The 19209-nt window shown below is 71.6% G+C and carries 14 protein-coding genes; 4 read left to right on the plus strand and 10 right to left on the minus strand.

What is annotated here, in order from left to right; all coding sequences use genetic code 11:
• Positions 1–25: 25 nt before the first annotated feature.
• Both ACFVWU_RS07420 and ACFVWU_RS07425 read right to left on the minus strand, forming a co-directional pair.
• Entirely contained in the window at positions 26–2536 is a 2511-nt protein-coding gene (locus ACFVWU_RS07420) for a CDP-glycerol glycerophosphotransferase family protein (protein ID WP_387616782.1), read from the minus strand.
• A gap of 280 nt (positions 2537–2816) precedes the next feature.
• Positions 2817–6389, minus strand: a complete 3573-nt coding sequence (locus tag ACFVWU_RS07425; RefSeq protein ID WP_387616785.1) for a CDP-glycerol glycerophosphotransferase family protein — start codon at positions 6387–6389, stop codon at positions 2817–2819.
• A 135-nt stretch (positions 6390–6524) separates the two neighbouring features.
• On the opposite strand from ACFVWU_RS07425, the gene ACFVWU_RS07430 reads away from it, so the two are divergent.
• On the plus strand, positions 6525–7523 hold the full coding sequence (locus ACFVWU_RS07430; protein WP_387616787.1) for a glycosyltransferase family 2 protein: 999 nt from the start codon (positions 6525–6527) through the stop codon (positions 7521–7523).
• A gap of 100 nt (positions 7524–7623) precedes the next feature.
• Positions 7624–8547, plus strand: a complete 924-nt coding sequence (locus tag ACFVWU_RS07435; protein ID WP_387616789.1) for a YihY/virulence factor BrkB family protein — start codon at positions 7624–7626, stop codon at positions 8545–8547.
• Positions 8548–8588: 41 nt separating this feature from the next.
• Here the strand turns inward: ACFVWU_RS07435 and ACFVWU_RS07440 are convergent, their stop codons facing one another.
• A complete protein-coding gene (locus ACFVWU_RS07440; RefSeq protein ID WP_387616791.1) occupies positions 8589–9779 on the minus strand; it encodes a D-alanyl-D-alanine carboxypeptidase family protein in 1191 nt (396 codons plus the stop codon).
• 144 nt (positions 9780–9923) lie between these two features.
• Between ACFVWU_RS07440 and ACFVWU_RS07445 the strand changes: the two genes are divergently transcribed.
• The gene (locus ACFVWU_RS07445; RefSeq protein ID WP_387616793.1) at positions 9924–10181 is read left to right on the plus strand and encodes an SCO4848 family membrane protein; all 258 of its coding nucleotides are present in this window, start codon (positions 9924–9926) and stop codon (positions 10179–10181) included.
• Positions 10182–10285: 104 nt separating this feature from the next.
• Here ACFVWU_RS07445 and ACFVWU_RS07450 read toward each other — a convergent pair whose 3' ends face one another.
• The 7 genes from ACFVWU_RS07450 to ACFVWU_RS07480 all read right to left on the minus strand — a co-directional run bounded on the left by ACFVWU_RS07450 (position 10286) and on the right by ACFVWU_RS07480 (position 17669).
• A complete protein-coding gene (locus ACFVWU_RS07450; protein ID WP_387616795.1) occupies positions 10286–11056 on the minus strand; it encodes a succinate dehydrogenase iron-sulfur subunit in 771 nt (256 codons plus the stop codon).
• A complete protein-coding gene (sdhA, locus tag ACFVWU_RS07455; protein WP_387616797.1) occupies positions 11056–12798 on the minus strand; it encodes a succinate dehydrogenase flavoprotein subunit in 1743 nt (580 codons plus the stop codon). The genes ACFVWU_RS07450 and sdhA overlap by 1 nt, the downstream gene beginning before the upstream one ends.
• A 51-nt stretch (positions 12799–12849) precedes the next feature.
• A complete protein-coding gene (gene sdhD, locus ACFVWU_RS07460) occupies positions 12850–13341 on the minus strand; it encodes a succinate dehydrogenase, hydrophobic membrane anchor protein (protein ID WP_387616799.1) in 492 nt (163 codons plus the stop codon).
• A gap of 8 nt (positions 13342–13349) precedes the next feature.
• Complete coding sequence (sdhC, locus tag ACFVWU_RS07465; protein WP_033332398.1) at positions 13350–13730, minus strand: succinate dehydrogenase, cytochrome b556 subunit; 381 nt, start codon at positions 13728–13730, stop codon at positions 13350–13352.
• Between the two features lie 687 nt (positions 13731–14417).
• Entirely contained in the window at positions 14418–14903 is a 486-nt protein-coding gene (locus ACFVWU_RS07470; RefSeq protein WP_387616802.1) for a 2-oxo-4-hydroxy-4-carboxy-5-ureidoimidazoline decarboxylase, read from the minus strand.
• Positions 14904–15200: 297 nt separating this feature from the next.
• Complete coding sequence (locus ACFVWU_RS07475) at positions 15201–16844, minus strand: alpha/beta hydrolase (protein WP_387616804.1); 1644 nt, start codon at positions 16842–16844, stop codon at positions 15201–15203.
• 69 nt (positions 16845–16913) lie between these two features.
• On the minus strand, positions 16914–17669 hold the full coding sequence (locus ACFVWU_RS07480; protein WP_387616806.1) for an SDR family oxidoreductase: 756 nt from the start codon (positions 17667–17669) through the stop codon (positions 16914–16916).
• 191 nt (positions 17670–17860) lie between these two features.
• Between ACFVWU_RS07480 and ACFVWU_RS07485 the strand changes: the two genes are divergently transcribed.
• Positions 17861–19174 carry an RNA-guided endonuclease InsQ/TnpB family protein gene (locus tag ACFVWU_RS07485; RefSeq protein ID WP_387616808.1) on the plus strand — a complete coding sequence of 438 codons (1314 nt, stop codon included), beginning with the start codon at positions 17861–17863 and terminating at the stop codon, positions 19172–19174.
• Positions 19175–19209 lie beyond the last annotated feature (35 nt).

A 19209-nucleotide genomic window follows, 5' to 3' on the forward strand; every position in this document is an offset into this window, starting at 1 on the left:
CGGCCGGACCGGACTTCTGCGGCAACTACCGCGCGCTACGGCCGAGTTCGAGCATCCGGTCGACCACCCGGCGGGCCGCGCCGCCGTCGTCCAGCGCGCAGTGCTCGGCCCGGAAGCGCCGGTAGCGCCCGGCGTACCCGGGCGGCAGGTCGGCGCCGCTGTCGGCGAGTTCGCGCAGCGCGCCGAGCAGTTCGACCGAGGTCGGCACCAGCGGGCCGGGGGCGTTCGGTTCGAAGTCGAAGTAGAAGCCGCGCAGGGTGTCGCGGTAGTGCTCCAGGTCGTAGGCGAAGAAGTACATCGGGCGGCCGGTGATCGCGAAGTCGAACATGATCGACGAGTAGTCGGTCACCAGGACGTCCGCGACCAGCAGCAGGTCCTGCGGGTCGGGGTAGTCCCCGCAGTCGTACAGGAAGCCGTCGCCGGCGCCCGGCAGCGGGTCGCGCACGTGCGAGTGCGGGCGGACCAGCAGTACGTGGTCCTCGCCGAGCATCCGGCGGGCGCGGTCGAGCTCCAGTCGCAGGTCGAGGCGGAAGCCCTCGCCGTCGCCGCGCCGCTGGTCCTCGCGCCAGGTCGGCGCGTACAGCACGATCCGCTTGCCCTCCGGCACGCCGAGCCGGCGGCGCACGGCCGCGGCGGTGTGCGGGTCGGCCCGGGCCAGTACGTCGCCGCGCGGGTAGCCGGACTCCAGCAGCTCGCCGTCGTAGCGGAAGGCGCGCCGCAGGATCGGGGTGGCGAACGGGCTGGGGGAGAGCAGCAGGCTCCACTGGGGGGTCTCCCGGTCGAGTGCCTCCAGGTAGCCGTGGTCGGCCAGCCAGGGGTTGTCGACGTCGTGGGCGATCCGCTTCAGCAGCGAGCCGTGCCAGGTCTGCACCACGACCTGGCCCTCGCGGCGCTCCAGGAAGTCCGGGAAGTGGGTGTTGCCGACCAGGTACCGGCAGGTGGCCAGCGCGCGGTACCACTCCGGGCTCCAGACGCGCACCGGGCGGACCCCGGGCGGCAGCTCGGCCTGGCCGTCGTCGACCACCCACAGGTGCTCCAACGGCGCGCCACGGCGGGCGAGTTCGGCGTGCACCGCGCGCGGGGAGTCGGCGTAGCCGCGGCCGCCGAACACGTCGTACAGCACCGCCTCGCGCAGCGGCTCGCGGCGGGCGGCGGGGTAGTGCTCGGTGCGCAGCCGGGCCTGCGTCCAGGCGCTGCGCTCGGTGGCGTCGAGCACCGGGGTGGAGTCCACCAGCAGGGTGTCGTGCCAGCGGCGCTGCAGCAGCACCTGCTTGCCGCCGACCGCGGCGGTGGCGGGCAGTGTGGGCAGCGCGCCGGGGGCGGCGAGCAGCGGGCGGGCCGGGCCGGAGCGGTCGGCCGGCTCCAGCGCGGCCTCCCAGACGCCCTTGCGCAGCGGCAGCACGGCGCCGTCCGCGCTGGTGCGGGTGGCGGGCACCCGCACCCGGAAGCGGCCGCCCGGCTCGGGTTCCACCGCGGTGCGGACCTCGCCCGCGGTGCCGGTGTGCCGCAGCACCAGCTCCAGCCGGTCGGCGGCCGGGGCCGGGCAGTGGCCGGTCAGCTCGAAGCCGCCGAAGTGGACGGTGATCCGGTCGACCAGGCCGGCCGCCGGCTGGACACAGACCTGGAGCCGGCCGTCGGCGAGGTGCTTGAGGTAGAGCACCCGGTCCGGGGCGTCCGGCAGCGGGTACTGGCCGGCCACCGGGCCGCCGCGCTCGTCCGGGCAGAGCTGCTCGGTACTGCCGTCGGGGCGCAGCAGTTCGGCGTCCCAGTGCTCCAGCCGGCCGCGGCCGCGCCCGTCGGCGGTGAACGGGCGGTACGGAAGGCCGACGGTGAAGGTGTTGCCGGTGCGGGCGAGCGGCTGTTCGAGCACCGCGTCGCTCTGCCGGTGGCGCAGCCGCAGTACGGTGCCGGCGGGGCAGCGGTCGGCGGCGCCGCCCAGTTCGACGCCGTCGGCGGTGGGGGTGGCGCGGTTGATCCGGACGCCCGGGCGCTCCAGCCGCAGGTGCAGCCGGTCGTCCTCGAAGAAGGGCTGGAGGCGGACGTCGTGGTCCACCCAGCGGGCCGGCGGGTATTCGCCGGAGCCGCACCAGTGGGGGCCGAGGGTGCCGTACTGGCGCCGCAGCCGGGTGGGGCGGGGGCGGGTGAAGAGGGTGGCCTCGATCCGCCAGTCGCCGAGCAGCCAGTGGCCGTCGGGGCGTAGTCGGCCCGGCTCGATGAGGGCGGTGAAGCCGGACCAGTCGTGGTTGTACTCGGGCTGGGCGCTGTCGTCGGTGACCTCGGGCATCCTCCGGGGTCGGGAGCGCAGGTGGACGGGCGGCCGGGCCCCGTCCTGGTGGCGCAGGGTCAGCCAGGTCCAGGCCGAGCCGGGGCGGCCGGTGTCCAGGTCCGACGGGCGGGCGAAGCCGGTGAGCTCCAGGCCGCGGCCGCGCCAGCGGGTGCGTAGCAGGCCGAAGGTCGCGTCCTCGTCGACGGCGGGCCGGTCGGCGGGCACCCCGCGGGCGGCGTGCGGCAGGACGAGCCGGGTGAGCACGGGCATGACGGGAGGCCCTTCCGGGGACGGGATTCCGGTCGTGGCGGTGGACCGGGACGAACGCCGAACCGATAACGAGAGGTCCGGGGCCGAATCGACATCCGTGCCGGAATGTCACCCGAGGTCTATCGTGTTGTTCGTCGAAAATTCCTCAGGAATTCGTTAGTGAAACATGAGTTCGACCATGCCGCGGGTGAATAGGGGGAATTCCCCCAGGTGATTCCCAGGAAAAAGCGAGGCGCCCGCCGCGGATCGCGTCGGGCGCCTCGGCAGGGGCGTGGGACCGTTACTCCGTGCGGAGCATCGCGTCGACCACCCGGGCGGCGGCCTTGCCGTCGTCCAGGTCGCAGTACGCCTCACGGAACGCGGCCGCCTTGTCGGAGTGCTCGGCCGCGACCTCGTCCACCCGGCCGAGCGCGGCGACCAGCTCCTCGGAGGTGGCCAGCAGCGGACCGGGCGCCTCGGCCTCGAAGTCCAGGCTGAAGCCGCGCAGGTTGTCCCGGTAGTGCTCCAGGTCGTGGGTGAAGAAGAGCATCGGCTTGCCGGTGGTGGCGAAGTCGAACACGCTCGCCGAGTAGTCGGTGACCAGCACGTCCGCGATCAGCAGCAGCTCCGCCATGTCGGGGTAGCTGCCCACGTCCCAGATGTAGCCGTTGCCGGCGCCCGGGATCTGGCCGCACATCACGCTGTGCCGGCGCACCAGCAGCACCTGGTCGTCGCCGAGCGCGGCCTTGGCCGCCGCCAGGTCGATCCGCAGGTCGATCTGGTAGCCCCCGTTGGGCCGGCGCCGGTCCTCGCGCCAGGTCGGCGCGTACAGCACGACCTTCTTGCCCTCGGGCAGGCCGAGTCGTTCGCGAACCTGTTCGGCCGTCTTTTCCCGGTCGGCCGCGAACAGCAGGTCGTTCCGGGGCGAGCCGCTTTCCAGGATCTCGCCCTTGAAATCGAACGCGCGCTTGAGCAGCGGGGCCGACCAGCTGTTCCCGGCCACCAGCAGGTTCCAGTTCGGGACCTCGCGGGCCAGGCTCTTGAGGTAGTTGGAGTCGGTGAACCAGACCTTCTCGAAGTCGAAGCCGATCTGCTTCAGCGGGGTGCCCTGCCAGGTCTGCACGACCACCTGGCCGGGGCGGCGGACGAAGAAGTCGGGCAGGTGGGTGCTGGTGACGATGTACTTGGCGGTCGCCAGCGCCTCGAACCACTCCGGGCTCCAGAGCCGGATCGGGGTCGCCGACTGCGGCAGGTCGGCCTGCCTGTCGTCGCTGCCCCACAGGTGCTCCAGCGGCAGCCCGCGGCGGACCAGCTCCTCGTGGATCGCCTTCGGCGAGTCCGCGTACACGCTGCCGTGCCCGGCGTTGTACAGCACCGTGTCGCGCACCGGCAGGCGCCGGGCGGTCGGGTAGTGGTCGGTGCGCAGCAGGCGCTGGCGGTAGCCGGCCCGCTCCTCCGGCAGCAGCACCGAGTGCGACTCCAGCGACAGGCCGTCGTGGTAGCGGCGCTCCAGCACGATCCGCTTGCCGCGGGACTCCACCTCCAGCGGCAGCGAGCCGAAGCACTCCGGAGTGATCAGCGCCGGGGAGTTCGGCAGCGCGGTCGCCGGTACGCCGACCGGGCGGAAGAAGACGTTCCAGGTGCCGGCGGCGAGCGGCACCTGCCCGGCGAAGGAGGCGGTCGGCACGGCGGGCATCGCGGTGCGGAACCGGCCGTCCGAGATCTCCACCGGGTAGACGTGCTCCTCCTCGCGCCAGTTGTGTCGGACCACCAGCTCCCAGCGGTGGGCGCCGGGCAGCGGGAAGGAGCCGCTGAGCAGGAAGCCGTCGGCGCCGCGCGAGGACACCTCGTCCACCAGCGGCTGCAGCAGCTGGTCGCAGAACTGCAGGTGGCCGCCCGGGGAGGGCTTGGAGTAGAGGGCCCGGCGCGGCTCGCCCGAGGACTGCGGGTCCAGCGCCAGGTGCAGCTGCTCGGGCGCGTTGCGGTCGTCCCAGGCCAGCCGGACGGTGCTGCCGTCGGCCAGCAGCAGCGCGCTGTCCCAGCGGTCGCGGCCGCGCTCCTCGGCCACCGGGTCCAGCTCGGCCCAGGCCTCGCGGACGGCGGTCAGCTCGGCCACCGGGAAGGAGGCCGTGAAGGGCTGCAGCGCGCCGACCGGCGCGCCCAGCTCCAGCGGGAAGGACAGCTCGCGGTCCGACTCGATGTGGGTGAGCTGCAGCCGGGCCCCGGCGAAGCTCACCCCGGAGCGGGCGGCGCCGGAGACCTCCAGCCGGCCGCCGTGCGCGGCCAGGCCGGTCACCCGGGCCTTGACGGTCTCCACGTGCAGGTAGACGAAGTTGTCGCGGACCCACGGCACGATCCGCACGTCCGGCTCGACCCAGTGCGCCGGGAGGTACTCCGCGGTGTCGCTCCAGCCGGCCGAGACCCGGCCCTTGTAGACCCCGCCCTTGCCCGCGCCGGCCACCAGGACGCGCCAGTGGCCGTCCTTCCACTGGCCGCGGTGCTTGAGCTTCTTCGGGTCCAGCGCGACGGTGAAGCCGGACCAGTCGCAGCTGTACAGGTCGTGGTTGCAGCTCGCGGTGGCCTCGGGGCTGTACTGGGTCTTCATCGGCACCGCGACGACCCGGCGGCCCTTGGCCTCGCGCAGCACCAGGGTGCGGACCATGTCGTGCTTGGCCGCCGCGCCCAGCTGCTCCGGGTACGCGTGCCCGGTCAGCTGCAGCTTCCCGCCCACCCAGGCGCTCTCGTACAGCCGGCTGCGCATGACCAGCGAGTTGTCCAGCTTGAGCACGCCGGCCGGCACGCTCTTGCGCCCGCCGCGCAGGAACGGGTAGTCCGCGTACGGCCGCAGCAGACCGCGGGCCTGCACGCCGCCGCCGCTCTCGCCCTCGTACTTGATCTGCTCGACCAGCTCGTCCACCCGGCCCTGCAGGGTCAGGTGGTACTTCAGTCGCAGCGGCGCGCGCAGCTTGCGGACCTGCTCGGGGCCGATCGCCCGGAGCAGCCGGCTGACGTTCTGGACGTAGGCGTCCCGGTACTCCTTGTCGCCGTCCACGACGGACCAGAAGAACATCGGGATCTCCTCGACGAGGGTGTTCTCGTCGTAGGAGCGCAGGTACTCGGCGAAGCGCGGCTCGGTCTGCTTCTTCAGCCAGCCGCGGACCAGCTCGACCGAGGTGACCCGGTCGACCAGGCCCTTGGGGTTGGTGCGCATCTGTGTGATCGACATCTCGCCGACCTCGCGCTCGCGCCAGTGGTAGATCGGCTCGGAGAGCACGTCCACGCTCTTGGCCAGGTAGTGGTGCGGCACGCTGACCGGCGCGTCCTCGTACAGGATGCCCTCGGGGTAGAGCAGCCCGGCCGCGTCGAAGAACGAGCGGCGGTACACCTTGTTCCACGCGGTGCGGTCGGTGACCAGCGCCGGGATCTCGGTGATGTGGGTCTTGAGCTTGGTCGTCTTGAACGGCTTCACGTGGCCGCCGGACTGGTAGTAGCCCACCGCGCGGAAGCGCAGCACGTTGCCGGTGCAGAAGTCCGAGCCGGTCTCGTCCAGCGTGTTGATCATCAGCTCGTACGCGCTGGGCGGCATCGAGTCGTCGCTGTCCACGAAGCACAGGAACTCGGCGTCCGGGTCGATGTGCCGGATGCCGGTGTTGCGGGCCGCGCCGAGGCCCTTGTTCACCTGCCGGACCAGCCGGAACCGGGAGTCCTTGGCCGCGTACGCCTCGGCGAGGGCCGCGCTGTCGTCCTTCGAACCGTCGTCGACCATGACGCACTCGAAGTCCGTGAAGGTCTGGGCGGCGATCGAGTCGAGGCATTCGACGAGATAGCGCTCGACGTTGTAGATCGGAACGACGATGGAGAGGCGGGGAGCCATCGGCTACGCAGGCCTTTCTCGGTTAGGAGCGTGGCAGCCCGGTGGGGGCCTGACCGCACTTTGAATCGGTGCGTACGTGCGCCCCGATAGTACCTCCGGGCTCCGGAGGCTCCCCGGGCCACTACGCTGGGCCCCGTGCCCCGCTTCAGCGTGATCGTCCCCGTGTACCAGGTCCAGGACTACCTCGCCGAGTGCCTCGACTCGGTCCTCGGCCAGGGCGGTCCCGACTTCGAGCTGATCGCGGTGGACGACCGCTCCCCGGACGGCTGCGGCGCCATGCTGGACGAGGCGGCCGCCGCCGACCCCCGCGTGCGGGTGCTGCACCTGCCGGAGAACGTCGGCCTCGGCCGGGCCCGCAACGCCGGCCTGGAGGTCGCCACCGGCGACTACGTGGTCTTCCTGGACAGTGACGACACCCTCACCCCCGGCCTGCTGAAGGCCGTCGACGACCGCCTCGCCGCCACCGGGGACCCGGACGTCCTGGTCTACGACTACGCCCGCACCTACGCCGACGGCCGCATCACCCGGGCCGCCTCCGGCCACGTCTTCGGCGCCGCCTCCCCGGACGTCTTCGACCTCGCCGCCCGCCCCGACCTGCTCGACCTGCTCCAGGTCGTCTGGAACAAGGCCTACCGCCGCGGCTTCATCACCGAGCAGCAGCTGGTCTTCCCGGCCGGCTACTACGAGGACACCCCCTGGACGTACCCGGCGCTGCTCGCCGCCGCCAGCATCACCCTGCTCGACCAGGTCGGCGTGCACTACCGCCAGCGCCAGGAGGGCGGCAACATCCTGGCCACCGCCAGCCGCAAGCACTTCGACGTGTTCGCCCAGTACGACCTGGTCTTCGCCTTCCTCGACCGCCGCCCCGACCTGGACCGCTGGCGCCCGGTCGTCTACGGGAAGATGCTGCACCACCTCAACACCGTGGTCGCCAAGCCCGGCCGGGTCCCCTCCGGCGACCGCCGCGAGTACTTCCGCCGCGCCGCCGCGCACTGCGCCCGGCTGCGCCCGGACGGCTACCGCCCGCCGGCCGGCGTGGAGGGCGTGCGCACCGAACTGCTCAGCCACGGCCGCTACGGCGCCTACCAGGCCGTACGCGCCCTCGCCCGGGCCCGCCGACTCGTCAAGCGCTGAGTCGGGTGTCCCGGCGCCGCCCCGCGGGCGCGCGTCCGCGGACGCGCCCTGGGGCGGCGCCTGACGGCCATTCGGGGGACGGGCCGGTATAACCGGTCGGGTGGACTTCCTGACCCGCCTTCCGGTCCTGGGCCCTCTGGTGGCCCGGGTGCTGCGCAGCCGCCCGTACCGGGTGTACGAGTACTTCACCGCGGCCCGCGGCAACCGGCTGGCCGGGGCCGTCACCTTCTTCGGCTTCCTCGCGCTCTTCCCGCTGCTCACGGTGGGCCTGGCGATCGCCGTCGCGACGCTCAACGGCAGCCAGGTGGCCGACCTGCAGAAGCGCGTCTCCGACCAGCTGCCGGGCCTCTCGGACGCGCTCAACCTGCCGTCCCTGGTGGCCAACGCGGGCACCGTCGGGCTGGTCGGCGGGGCACTGCTGCTGGTCTCCGGCCTCGGCTGGGTGAACACCATGCGCACCTCGATCCGGGACCTCTGGCAGCTGCCCGAGGAGAACGGCAACCTGGTGCTGCGCAAGGCCTGGGACATCGCGGTGCTGGCCGGCCTCGGCCTGGTGTCGCTGTTCTCGCTGGCCGCCTCCGCCGCCGGGACGACGCTCGCCGGGCGGATCGCCGAGGACATCGGCCTCGGCAGCGGCTACCTGCTCACCTGGGTCGGCGTGCTGATCGCCATAGCGTGCGACACCCTGCTCTTCGCCTACCTGCTGGCGCCCTTCCCCGGGATCACCGGCCAGCGCCGCCGGGACCTGCTGATCGGCGCGCTGATCGGCTCGGTCGGCTTCGAGCTGCTGAAGCTGCTGCTCGCCTCCTACATCGGCTCGGTCGCCGGGCGGAGCCTGTACGGGGCCTTCGCCACGCCGGTGGCGCTGCTGCTGTGGATCAACTTCGTCTGCCGGCTGCTGATGTACTGCGTCGCCTGGACGGCGACGGCCGACCCGGAGGCCGTCCGGGAGCGGACCAGGGCGCACGGCCGGGCGCTGCTGGCGGCGGCCGACGAGATGGAAGCGGCCCGACCTCCCACGTGAGGCCGGGCCGGGGCGGGGCGTTCCTCAGCCGTCCGGGGGCCCTAGGCCGTCCGGCGCCGCAGAACCACCAGGGCCCACCCGCCCACCACGCCACCGACCGCGACGACCGCGAGCCAGCCGCCGACGCTGATCCAGTCGTTCCCGTCATCCGACGCGGCCGATGCCGCCGGGGCGGGCGGCGACTGCGGCGGCGGCTCGGACAGTGCGGAGGCCCCGCCCGCCTGGCCGGTCGGCTCGGCGGCGCCGGCCGACAGCTCGTCCGCCAGCCGGCCCACCGGCTGGACCTTGCCGGCCGCCGCGAAGCCCCAGTCCAGCAGTTCGGCCGTCTCGTCGTAGACCTTCTGGTACGACGCGGGGTGCATCACCGTCACCAGCAGCGTGCGGCCGTTCCGCTCGGCGGCGCCCACGAAGGTCGAGCCGGCGTTGGTGGTGGTGCCGTTCTTCACGCCGATCAGGCCGGGGTACTTGCCGAGCAGCCGGTCGGTGTTGGCGATCCCGAAGCTGCCGCGCTGGCCGGTGTTGCGGTCCACCGCGCCCGGGAACATCGCGGACCGGGTCGCGCAGTACATCCGGAAGTCGGGGTTGCGCAGCCCGGCCCGGGCGAACAGCGTCAGGTCGTAGGCCGAGGAGACCTGGCCGTCCATGTCGTAGCCGTCCGGGGAGATCACCTTGGTGTCCCGCGCCTGGAGGGCGTCCGCGCGCGCCTGCATGTCGGCGACGGTCCGCTGGACGCCGCCGTTCATGTGCGCGAGGACGTGCACGGCGTCGTTGCCCGAGCTGAGGAACACCCCGCGCCACAGGTCCTCGACGCGGTACTCCAGGTTTTCCTTGATCCCCACCAGGCTGCTGCCGGGCCCGATCCCCTGGATCTCCTCGTCCGCGACCTTGTGCACGGCGTTGCGGTCGAACTTGGGCAGCACGGTGTCGGCGAAGAGGATTTTCAGAGTGCTGGCCGGCGGCAGCTGCAGATGAGGGTTGTACGCCGCCAACACGTCCCCGGTGGCGGCGTCGGAGACTATCCAGGACTGACCGGTCAGATCCCCCGGGAGCGCCGGCGCGCCGGCCAGCGGCGAGACCTGGACCCCGGACTGGCCGAGCCGAGCGCCCCCGACCACGGTCGACGGGGCCGGCTCGGACGGGGCCGCGACCGCCCCCGGGGCGGCGAGCAGCGCGGGGAGGACGGCGGTGGCGGCGACGAGCCGGTGCGCGAGCTTTCGATGGCGTGCAGTCACCCGCAGACCGTACCCACTCGGCGCCACCGCCGTTCGCCACGCCGCACCCGTCCTCCGTACGAGGGCCCCGCCGTACGCCGATCGGCGGTCCACGCATACTGGGGAGGCACACACCGCCTTCACACCCCCGGCGAGGACCACCCCATGAAGCTCAGCCGCCGCACCTCCTGGTTCCTGACCGCCTTCGGCGTCTGGTCGGTCATCATCTGGACCACCTTCGTCAAGAACCTGTGGAAGGACTCCGGCGGCCAGGCCTTCGTGAACGGCGACCACTCCCAGCCCACCGCCTTCTTCTGGGTGCACCTGCTGCTCGCCATCACCTCCTTCGTGCTCGGCATCGCCGTCGGCGCCGTCGGCGTGCGCGGTCTGCGCGCGACCCGGCGCAGCCCGGCCGTGGACTGAGATCCCCGTTGCCGCCGCCGGTCCCCGCCGGCAGCCGGCGGAACGCGAAGGCCCCCGTCCGATCGGAGGATCGGACGGGGGCCTTCGCGTTCGTCAGGCGGGGATCAGAAGCGGCGGGTGACCAGCGCCCGCTTCACTTCCTGGATCGCCTTGGTGACCTCGATGCCACGCGGGCAGGCCTCGGAGCAGTTGAAGGTGGTGCGGCAGCGCCACACGCCCTCACGGTCGTTGAGGATCTCCAGGCGCTGCTCGGCACCCTCGTCGCGCGAGTCGAAGATGAAGCGGTGCGCGTTGACGATGGCGGCCGGGCCGAAGTACTGGCCGTCGTTCCAGAACACCGGGCAGGACGACGTGCACGCGGCGCACAGGATGCACTTGGTGGTGTCGTCGAAGCGCTCGCGCTCCTCGGCGGACTGCAGGCGCTCGCGGGTCGGGTCGTTCCCCTTGGTGATGAGGAACGGCATGACGTCCTTGTACGCCTGGAAGAACGGGTCCATGTCCACGACCAGGTCCTTGAGGACCGTCAGGCCCTTGATGGCCTCGATCGTGATCGGCTTCTCCGGGTTGACGTCCTTGATCAGGGTCTTGCACGCCAGCCGGTTGCGGCCGTTGATCCGCATGGCGTCGGAGCCGCAGATGCCGTGCGCGCAGGAACGGCGGTAGGTGAGGGTGCCGTCCTGCTCCCACTTGATCTTGTTGAGCGCGTCCAGGACGCGCTCCTTCGGGTCCATCGTCAGCTGGTAGTCCACCCACACCGGGTCCGGGTGCTCCTCCGGGTTGAACCGGCGGATCCGGAAGGTGACGGTGATCAGCTGGGTGACACCGGCCTCGGCCGCGTCCAGAGCGGCCGAGTGCTCCACGGTCGGAGTGCTCATCAGTACTTACGCTCCATCGGCTGGTAGCGGGTCTGCACGACCGGCTTGTAGTCGAGGCGGATGGAGGTGCTGCCGTCGGCGGCGACCTCCTGGTACGCCATGGTGTGCTGCATGAACTTCACGTCGTCACGGGTCGGGAAGTCCTCGCGGTAGTGACCGCCGCGGGACTCCTCGCGGGCCAGCGCGGAGACGGCCAGCACCTCGGCCAGGTCGAGCAGGTTGCCCAGCTCGATCGCCTCCAGCAGGTCCGTGTTGTAACGGAAGCCCTTGTCCTGGATGGAGATGTTCTTGTAGCGCTCCTTCAGCGCGGCGATGTCCTCGACCGCCTGCTTCAGGGTGGCGCCGGTGCGGTAGACCATCGCGTTGGCGTCCATGGTCTCCTGCAGGGCCGTGCGGATCTGCCCCACGGACTCGGTGCCGGTCGACTCGCGCAGCTTGTCGACCATGTCCTGGACCAGCTCTTCCGGGTTCTCCGGCAGCGGGACGAACTCGTTCGCGTTGGCGTAGTCGGCGGCGGCGATGCCCGCGCGACGGCCGAACACGTTGATGTCCAGCAGCGAGTTGGTGCCCAGGCGGTTGGCGCCGTGGACGGACACGCAGGCGACCTCGCCGGCCGCGTACAGGCCCGGGACGACGTCCGTGTTGTTGCGCAGGACCTCACCCTCGACGTTGGTCGGGATGCCGCCCATGGCGTAGTGCGCGGTGGGCTGGATCGGGATCGGGTCCGTGTAGGGCTCGATGCCGAGGTAGGTGCGCGCGAACTCGGTGATGTCCGGGAGCTTGGCGTCCAGCTGCTCCGGCGGCAGGTGGGTCAGGTCCAGGTAGACGTGGTCGCCGTCCGGACCGCAGCCGCGACCCTCGCGGATCTCGGTGTAGATCGCGCGGGAGCAGACGTCACGGGACGCGAGGTCCTTCATGACCGGGGCGTAGCGCTCCATGAAGCGCTCGCCGTCCTTGTTGCGCAGGATGCCGCCCTCGCCGCGGGCGCCCTCGGTGAGCAGGATGCCCATGCGCCAGATGCCCGTCGGGTGGAACTGGAAGAACTCCATGTCCTCCAGCGGCAGGCCGCGGCGGTAGGCCACCGCCTGGCCGTCACCGGTGAGGGTGTGGGCGTTCGAGGAGACCTTGAACATCTTGCCGGTGCCGCCGGAGGCGAACACGACGGCCTTGGCCTGGAAGACGTGGATCTCGCCGGTGGCCAGCTCGTAGGCGACGACGCCGGCCGTCTTGCCCTCGTTGATCAGCAGGTCGAGGACGTAGAACTCGTTGAAGAACTCGACGCCGTGCTTGACGCAGTTCTGGAACAGCGTCTGGAGGATCATGTGGCCGGTGCGGTCGGCCGCGTAGCACGAGCGGCGGACCGGGGCCTCGCCGTGGTTGCGGGAGTGACCGCCGAAGCGGCGCTGGTCGATCCGGCCCTGCTCGGTGCGGGAGAAGGGCAGACCCATCTTCTCCAGGTCGAGGACGGCGTCGATGGCCTCCTTGCACATGATCTCGGCGGCGTCCTGGTCGACCAGGTAGTCACCACCCTTGACCGTGTCGAAGGTGTGCCACTCCCAGTTGTCCTCCTCGACGTTGGCCAGGGCGGCGCACATGCCGCCCTGGGCCGCGCCGGTGTGGGACCGGGTCGGGTAGAGCTTGGTCAGGACCGCGGTGCGGCTGCGCTGCGTGGACTCGATGGCCGCGCGCATGCCGGCGCCGCCGGCGCCGACGATGACGGTGTCGTACTGGTGAATCTGCATGGGGGGTTAACTCGCCTCTGGCCTCTGCCGATGGTCGATGGTGCTCGCGGCTCAGATGTTGGGGTCGAAGGTGAAGATCACCAGGGTGCCGAGCAGCACGGTGAAGACCGTGGCGGTACCCATGAGCCCCTTGAGCCAGAGCCGGGTCGAGTCCTTCTCGGCGTAGTCGTTGATGACCTGACGCATGCCGTTGGCGCCGTGCAGCATGGCGAGCCAGAGCATCAGGAGGTCCCAGCCCTGCCAGAACGGCGAGGCCCAGCGGCCGGCCACGAAGGCGAAGCCGATCTTGGAGACGCCGCCGTCGAGCACCAGCATGATCAGCAGGTGGCCGAGGATCAGCACGACCAGGACGACACCGGACAGGCGCATGAAGAGCCAGGCCAGCATCTCGAAGTTGGTGCGGGTGCGGCGCGGGGTCTTCGCGGTCCGCTTGCGCGGCGGCTCGATGACGAAGGCGTCGGCCGGGTTACCGGTGCCGAGACCCTTGCCGGTGTGCGCCTGCTTCGACGGCACGACGACGGTGTCGGAGATTTCCGTGGACATGTCTCAGCTCACTTCCCGAACCAGGAGATCAGCGTGTGCTGCAGGATCCCGTAGAACGAGCCGGCCATCAGGACGACCCAGACTCCGACGACGGTCCAGAGCATCTGCTTCTGGTACTTCGGGCCCTTGGACCAGAAGTCCACGGCGACGACGCGCAGGCCGTTGAGCGCGTGGAACAGGATGGCGGCCACCAGGCCGTACTCCATCAGGTTCACAAGGGGAGTCTTGTACGTCTGGATGACGGTGTCGTAGGACTCCGGCGACACTCGCACCAGGGCGGTGTCCAGGACGTGGGCGAACAGGAAGAAGAAGATGAGGACGCCGGTGACTCGATGAGCCACCCAGCTCCACATGCCTTCCCGGCCGCGGTACAGCGTTCCAGCCGGCACGGAAAAACCCTCCGGAAGCGATTGGGGGCTCGGCCGGCTTCGGTGTCGGTCAGCCCGGCCGGGTCGGTCCACCGGCCGCCAGCATCCTATCGACGCCTTGTCGGGAACCGCCTCCGGGGCCCCCAGGTGTGATCAATCAGGCACTTCTGGCCTAGCGGCGCGGGAACCAAGGCCGTTTTGCTCACGCTTAGTGATCGCATGACCGCGATGCGGTGGCGAGATCCGCCCGCCGACACCCTGCCGAGGAGTCCGCGCCGTTTCGCCGAGCCGATGACGTCCGGTCACGGCGACACCGGGGCGGGCGCCGGGGCAGGAGGCCGCCGACGTCCCGACCCGTCAGCCGCTGCTGGGCGGTCGCCCCGGCCGCCACCACGGGAGCGTCCCCGGCCTCGCCGGCGCCCGGCCACCCGTACGCGGAGGCGGACCTGAGCGTGGCTCGGGCAGCCGACCCCAAGAGCGGGGGTGCGACGGGCTGGCTGCTGGGCCACCGGGCCGGGCGGGAAGACGGCGATCCGGACCTGGCGCCGGCTGAGCCGGCAGGGCGCGCCCACGCCCGAGGGGGGCGGACTCGGCGATCGGATTCACCCTCACGAATGAATCGGGTACCGCCGTGCTGGCTCGGCGTGCCGGACGAGCGGGATCGTCCGGCAGCGGGTGGCCGAGCCGCGCGCAGCCGAAGCGTCGGTCCTAGTGCGCCCCGGCCTCGGAGTGGGTGGCGACCAGGTGCTCCAGCCGGGTGAGGGCGATCCGCCGGAGCTCGTCCGCCGCGATCAGCCGCTCCTCGTCCGGGTCGTTGGCCAACCGGGTGCGGATCGAGGAGAGCACGGTGTCGAGCATCTCCTCCGGGGCGACGCAGTCCAGGCAGACCACGAACACGTGGCCGAACCGGGCCTCGTACGCGGCGTGCGCCGCCCGCAGCGCGGTGTGCGCGGCCTGGCTGCCGGGGGCCCGCATGCCGAGCAGCGGCTGCGGCATCCAGCTCTCGTCGGCCAGCGCCTCGGTCAGGTCCGCCGGGCGCAGGTCGTAGGAGGCCTCGCTGGCGGCGGCCAGCAGGGACTCTATGTCGGGGTACGGCCGGTGCGCGGTGAGCCGCAGGGCCCAGCGGTGGCTGCCGCAGCAGGCCAGCAGGGCCTCCTCGGCGGCGCCGGCGTCCGCCTCGTTGAAACGGTGCAACCCGAGGAGGGTCGGCTCGGTGCTGGCGTCGAGCCGCTGTGACGGGATGTCGCTGGCCAGCGGGTCCTCCTCGTGAGGGCGGGAAGGTGCCGGTGGAGTGGGGTGGTGAAGCAGGTGGAGTATGGGGGCTGCAGGGGGCGCGCGGCGGCGCTCTGGCAGCGCTTCAACGGTAGTTGAGCCGTCATCAGTTGGGGAGGGCGCGCGCGGAATTCATCCGGACGAGCTATCAAGTTGTGACGTTGACACCTTCGCGTCATCGCCCTCCCCGTCTTCCTCCGTTGGTTCACCGCGGCCGGCTCAGGAGCAGCGGGTTCCCTCGGTAGGCATCGTGCCCTCGGTCAGGTAGGCCTCCATGGCCCGGTCGATGCAGGTGTTGCCCTTGCCGAAGGCGCCGTGGCCCTCGCCCACCCGGGTGAGCAGGGTGGCCTTGGCGAAGCCCTTGGCCAGGGACTCGGCCGCGGCGTACGGGGTGGCCGGGTCGCTGGTGGTGCCGATCACCAGGATCGGCGCGGCGCCCTCGGCCCGGATGGTGTGCGGCTTCTCGGGGGACTGGTACGGCCAGCCCTCGCAGGCCGCGTCGGTGAAGTCCTCGGCGGTGACGCCCTTGGTCAGCAGCGGGGCCTTCTCCTGGAGCTCATTGACCGCGGCCTGGGCGCGCTCGGGCGAGGGGGCCGGGGCGGACCCGTCGGCGCAGCTGATCGCGGTGTGGGCGGAGTCCATCGGGGAGTAGTGGCCGTTCTCGTCGCGCTCTTCGTAGCTGTCCGCGAAGGCGAGCAGGACGTCGCCGCGCTTCGTGGTCATCGCCATGCCGAGGCCGACCCGCAGGTACTTCCAGTCCTGGGTCTGGTCGCCGTAGAGGGCCGCGGTGACGCCGCTCCAGGCCAGGTCGCGGCCGACCTTGCGGCCGTCCTTGGTGGGCAGCGGGTGGTCGATCAGGCCGTCCAGGAAGTCGGCGGCCTTCTTGGCGGCCTGGTCCTTGTCCTGGCCGAGCGGGCACTCGTCGGCGTGGTTCTGGACGCAGTCGGCGGCGAAGTGCTCGAAGGAGGTCTCGAAGCCGATCCGCTGCTTGACCGCGGAGTCCAGGTCGTCGGCGGCCGGGTCGACCGCGCCGTCCAGGACCAGCCGGCCGGTGTTCTGCGGGAACTCCTCGGCGTAGAGCGAGCCCAGGTAGGTGCCGTACGAGACGCCCAGGTAGTTGAGCTTGTGGTCGCCGACGGCCGCGCGCAGCACGTCCAGGTCGCGGGCCGTGTTGCGGGTTCCGACGAAGGGCAGCAGCTTGCCGGACTTGGCCTTGCAGGCGGCGATGTACTCGGTGTTCTGCTTCTCCTCGGCGGCCCGGCGGGCGTCCGGGTCCAGCGGCGAGTCCACCTGGCTCTGGGCGTCGCGCTGCTTGTCGTCCAGGCAGAGGACGGGCGAGCTGCCGCCGGTGCCGCGCGGGTCGAAGCCGATCACGTCGAAGCGGTTGTGCAGGGCGCCGGCGAAGTCCTTGGCGCCGTACTCGACCATCTCGACGCCGGAGCCGCCGGGGCCGCCCGGGTTGACCATCAGCGAGCCGATCCGCTGGTCCTGGTTGCCGGCCGGGTACTTGATCAGCGCGAGGTCGATCGCGTCGGCGGTGGGGTTGGTGTAGTCGAGCGGGACGCGCAGCTTGCCGCACTTCATCGTGGAGACGTCGGCCTGGGCCTCCTCGGCCTTGGGGTCGGCCGGGCAGTCGGACCAGCTGATCTTCTGGCCGTAGAAGGACTTCAGGGCCGGGTCGGCCTCGCCGCTCGGCTTGGCGGTCGCGTCGGCCGACCTGCTCGCGCCGGCGGTGCCGGCGGTGCCGGCGGCCTGGTCCTGGGCCGGCTTCGCGGTGTCGTCGCAGGCGGACGTGAGCAGCAGGGTGCCTGCCGCCAACGCGGTCAGCAGGACGCGTGGGCGGGCGGCCCGGAAGATCTTCATCGCACGTGTGTACCACCCGGTGGTGACGTGTTTGACCTGCACCCCCGCCGGTCCGCCCGCCCGTCCCGGTCAGCCGCGGTGGACCTTGTGGTTGGCCGCCTGGGCCCGGGGGCGGACCACCAGCAGGTCGATGTTCACGTGCGAGGGCCGGGTGACCGCCCATGCCACGGTGTCCGCGATGTCCTCCGAGGTCAGCGGCTCGGCCACGCCCGCGTACACGGCGGCGGCCTTCTCCTCGTCGCCCCGGAAGCGGGTGACCGCGAAGCCCTCGGACTTCACCATGCCGGGCGCGATCTCGATCACCCGGATCGGCTCCCCGCACAGCTCCAGCCGCAGCGTGGCCGCGATGGTGTGCGCGGCGTGCTTGGCCGCGACGTACCCGCCGCCGCCCTCGTACGCGGCCAGCGCGGCGGTCGAGGAGAGCACCAGCACCGTGCCGTCGCCGGTGGCGCGCAGAGCGGGCAGCAGCGCCTGCGTCATGTGCAGCACGCCGAGCACGTTCACCTCGTACATCGCTCGCCAGTCGGCCGGGTCGCCGTGCTCGACCGTCTCGGCGCCGATCGCGCCGCCGGCGTTGTTCACCAGTACGTCCACCCGGCCGACCTCGGCCGCGAAGGCGTCCACGGCGGCGCGGTCGGTGACGTCCAGCGTGACCGCCCTCGCCGAACCGCCCCGGCCGCCGATCTCCTTGGCCAGCGCCTCGATCCGCTCCGTCCGGCGGGCGGTCAGCACCACGTCGAAGCCCTCGGCGGCCAGCCGGCGGGCGGTCGCCGCGCCGATTCCGCTGCTGGCACCGGTGACCACGGCCACCTTCTGCTCGGTCATTGCCACTCCCTGGGGCTCATCGGTCGTTCACCTCTGTCCTCCCAGGATGCCCCGGCCTCCGGGCCGGGGAGACGGGGGTCCCCCGCCAGGCGGTCGGGGAGGCGCTCTGGATCGGAGCCGCGAAACGGCGGAGCGGAGTTCAGCTGCTTGACGGGAGCGTTGATGTCAGTGGCCCTCGGTAGGTTGACCTTGTGCACCTCAGGTACTCCTACCGGATCTACCCGACGGCGGGTCAGCGTGTTTCGCTGGCACGGACGTTCGGGTGTGCGCGGGTGGTGTACAACGACGCTCTCGCGGTGCGGAAGGAAGCCCGCAAGGCCGGGCGGCCCTACCCGAAGTCCACGGACTTGCAGAAGGCCGTGATCGCGGCGGCGAAGAGGGCCCCCGAGCGGGCGTGGCTCGCCTCGGTCGGGGTGGACCCGCTGATCCAGTCCCTTCGGGATCTGGACACCGCGTACCGGAACTTCTTCGACTCGGTGTCCGGCAAGCGCGCCGGTCGGCTGGTCGGCCTGCCCCGGTTCAAGTCGAAGCGGGACAGCCGGCAGTCGCTGCGGTTCACCCGCAACGGGTTCCGCATTTGGGGCAACGGGAAGCTGAACCTGGCGAAGATCGGCGACGTGCGGGTGAAGTGGTCGCGGGCGCTGCCGGCCGACCCGTCGTCCGTGACGATCGTCCTGGACCCGTCCGGCCGCTACCACGCCAGCTTCGTCGTGGACGTGGCCCCGGACGTGCTGCCCGAGGTCGATGCCGAGATCGGCATCGACCTCGGGCTGACCACCTACGCAGTCCTCTCGACCGGCGAAGTGATCGACAACCCGCGCTTCCTCCGCAAGGCGGAGAAGAAGCTCAAGGCCGCCCAGCGGGAACTGTCCCGCAAGGCCAAGGGCTCGAAGAATCGGGCCAAGGCCCGCATCAAGGTCGCCAAGGCCCACGCCAAGGTGGTCGACACCCGCATGGACTGGCTGCACAAGCAGACCACCAGGATCATCCGCGAAACCCAAGCGGTGTTCCTGGAGGACCTGAACGTGCGCGGCCTCGCCCGGGGCCGCCTGGCCAAGTCCGTCCACGACGCCGGATGGTCCACCTTCCGCCGCCTTCTTGAGGAGAAGGTGGCCCGGTACGGGCGTACGGTCGGCATCGTGCATTGCGCGTACCCGTTCTCCCAGCTCTGCTCGGAGTGCGGACACCACGACGGACCCAAGCCCCTCGCGGTGCGCGAATGGGCCTGCGGCGAGTGTGGCGTACTGCATGACCGTGACCTCAACGCTGCTCGCAACATCCTGGCCGCCGGGCAGGCTAAACGCCCCTGGGGGGCCGGTGAGACCCGGCGTGGCGATCCCGCGCCAGGCGCGGCCCGTCGAACGGGGAACCCGCCTCGGCGACCAGCGGTCCACGGGCGTCCGTGCCGCAGGCGCGGGAGGAATCCCCGTTCATCAGGACGGGGGGATGTCAACCGATCATCTCAACCGCGTCGCCGCCGCCCGGTTGGGCCGGTCCGGCCCTAGATTTGCGAGGACCGACCTGTGCCCCGCCGTTCCCG

The sequence above is a fragment of the Kitasatospora sp. NPDC058190 genome (assembly GCF_042883685.1).
GTDB lineage: Bacteria > Actinomycetota > Actinomycetes > Streptomycetales > Streptomycetaceae > Kitasatospora.

Excerpts from the sequence above, each read along its gene's own strand:
- ACFVWU_RS07420 (WP_387616782.1), bottom strand. The coding sequence starts at position 2,536 with ATGCCCGTGCTCACCCGGCTCGTCCTGCCGCACGCCGCCCGCGGGGTG.
- ACFVWU_RS07425 (WP_387616785.1), bottom strand. The coding sequence starts at position 6,389 with ATGGCTCCCCGCCTCTCCATCGTCGTTCCGATCTACAACGTCGAGCGC.
- ACFVWU_RS07445 (WP_387616793.1), top strand. The coding sequence starts at position 9,924 with ATGAAGCTCAGCCGCCGCACCTCCTGGTTCCTGACCGCCTTCGGCGTC.
- ACFVWU_RS07450 (WP_387616795.1), bottom strand. The coding sequence starts at position 11,056 with ATGAGCACTCCGACCGTGGAGCACTCGGCCGCTCTGGACGCGGCCGAG.
- sdhA (WP_387616797.1), bottom strand. The coding sequence starts at position 12,798 with ATGCAGATTCACCAGTACGACACCGTCATCGTCGGCGCCGGCGGCGCC.
- sdhD (WP_387616799.1), bottom strand. The coding sequence starts at position 13,341 with ATGTCCACGGAAATCTCCGACACCGTCGTCGTGCCGTCGAAGCAGGCG.
- ACFVWU_RS07475 (WP_387616804.1), bottom strand. The coding sequence starts at position 16,844 with ATGAAGATCTTCCGGGCCGCCCGCCCACGCGTCCTGCTGACCGCGTTG.
- ACFVWU_RS07480 (WP_387616806.1), bottom strand. The coding sequence starts at position 17,669 with ATGACCGAGCAGAAGGTGGCCGTGGTCACCGGTGCCAGCAGCGGAATC.